General features: G+C 36.1%; 3 protein-coding genes and 1 tRNA gene. All 4 read right to left on the reverse strand.

The genetic code is table 11. The annotated features are described in order from the left end of the window. Window positions 1-232: 232 nt before the first annotated feature. A tRNA-OTHER gene (locus ACYQ21_RS15505) sits at window positions 233-316 on the reverse strand. Between the two features lie 159 nt (window positions 317-475). Continuing rightward, complete coding sequence (locus ACYQ21_RS15510) at window positions 476-661, reverse strand: hypothetical protein (RefSeq protein WP_460059576.1); 186 nt, start codon at window positions 659-661, stop codon at window positions 476-478. A gap of 27 nt (window positions 662-688) precedes the next feature. Beyond that, window positions 689-940 carry a hypothetical protein gene (locus tag ACYQ21_RS15515; RefSeq protein ID WP_460059577.1) on the reverse strand — a complete coding sequence of 84 codons (252 nt, stop codon included), beginning with the start codon at window positions 938-940 and terminating at the stop codon, window positions 689-691. Beyond that, the gene (locus tag ACYQ21_RS15520; RefSeq protein ID WP_460059579.1) at window positions 937-1,326 is read right to left on the reverse strand and encodes a DUF7168 domain-containing protein; all 390 of its coding nucleotides are present in this window, start codon (window positions 1,324-1,326) and stop codon (window positions 937-939) included. The genes ACYQ21_RS15515 and ACYQ21_RS15520 overlap by 4 nt, the downstream gene beginning before the upstream one ends. Window positions 1,327-1,617 lie beyond the last annotated feature (291 nt).

Here is a 1,617-nt window from a genome sequence, read left to right on the forward strand (position 1 = left end):
CCTTAAGCTACCCTCGGGTAGAGGAGGCACAAGATAGGGGAGTATCTTGTACCTTTGGAGTAAAAAAGGAAAATATTTGCCTATTGCTAGGCAATGGCTGATACCTGGAATCGAACCAAGACATTCCCTTAACTAAGCTCAGGTGCTAATTATCAGCATACTGACAATGCTTTCACCAGAGCATTGCCAGAACCAAAAAGGATAAAATAATTTTTCTTTTTTATTTTGGTGATGCAACTTACAGGAATCGAACCTATGTCCTACAAAAGAAGAATTGGGGGAAACTTTTGTATACTCTACCATTGAGCTAAAGTTGTAAGATAAGCAAGATGAACTCGCCTAGTTGTTATCATATTGTGGCGATTTATCAAAGATACACACTACCAAATACATTAAAGAAAGCAATAAGAGAAGTGGCAAACAGGCAGCAAACGCCACTGCTGCAAGGCATAAAACTACTGGTCTGGAAATCATTTCAAGTCCCCATTGTCTCAAGCTGATAGAGTTGAACACTCCCTTTGCCTTTGTATTCTTTGACAAAGTTTTCAGCTTGAGGTCTTTCTTCAAAATAATGCTTTCTAGGCTTCGACTTTTTGGCTGTACTGATTTTAGTAATCTGCACAATCCACTCTGCTTGTTTTGATTTTGTTTCCGTTGGCATTTCCTTCTTTATCAATGTTCTTACTTTCTATTTGAATTTTTGAGTGCTAAAACTAAAATCTTTCACACTACCACCATAGGCACTACCATCATTTAAGATAACTGAGACCGTCTCGTTAGAAACATTTAATTCCTTTATTTCTCCATTAATTACTTGACCATCTTGTAACTTGATTTGTACATAATTAAATCTAGTGTTCAGAGCGTTTAGGCTAGAATTAGCACAGCCGCTTAAACAAATGATTGACAAAAACAATAAAACAATGATTTTTTTCTTCATGATTCTCCAATCTGTTCTCTAGTCTTAAATCTCAAACCTTCTTGATAGCCTACTGAAAATGCTTCATGATACTTAACTATATGTGAGCTGTCATTACCTTTGACCAACCCTAGTTTCTCTATCTTAGCCGTCACCACATCTGGCAGCTGTAAGGCTAAAGCATAACCATTGGCTAATACCTGTTGTTCAAAAGATTTTGCGAGACCTACTAAATATCCCTCAATGTAATCTTGCTTTAATTGCCATTTTCTTTTTCGCTTGCGTTTTATCTCAGGCTGCTGCATATACTTCTTTGCCAAATACGAAACACTTCCCTTAGCGTATTGAAAAGTTATCTCAGCCACCTGTAAGTCAAATTCAAGACCAACTTTTTCAACCCAGTTCATTTTTGAAACCTCCATAAATTATTCAACATACAAAAAAGAGAACAAATTTCTTTGTTCTCTTGATTCCTTGCTATATATGGATTTATGCTTATCTGTACAACTCTAGATACTTACCTTATATTGGTACACGACAAACGCATGACTCTCTCTCCAATCCCAAAATATAAAGCATGTTTTAAAAAATAACAGCTCTCACATTGAAAACAACTGTGCCAAATAATCTGGAAAAGTCATTGATAACGAAAAACGTTTGAGACGAATGCTCATCTTCTTTTTACGCATTTCCAAATC

This window comes from Pseudolactococcus yaeyamensis, assembly GCF_054658615.1.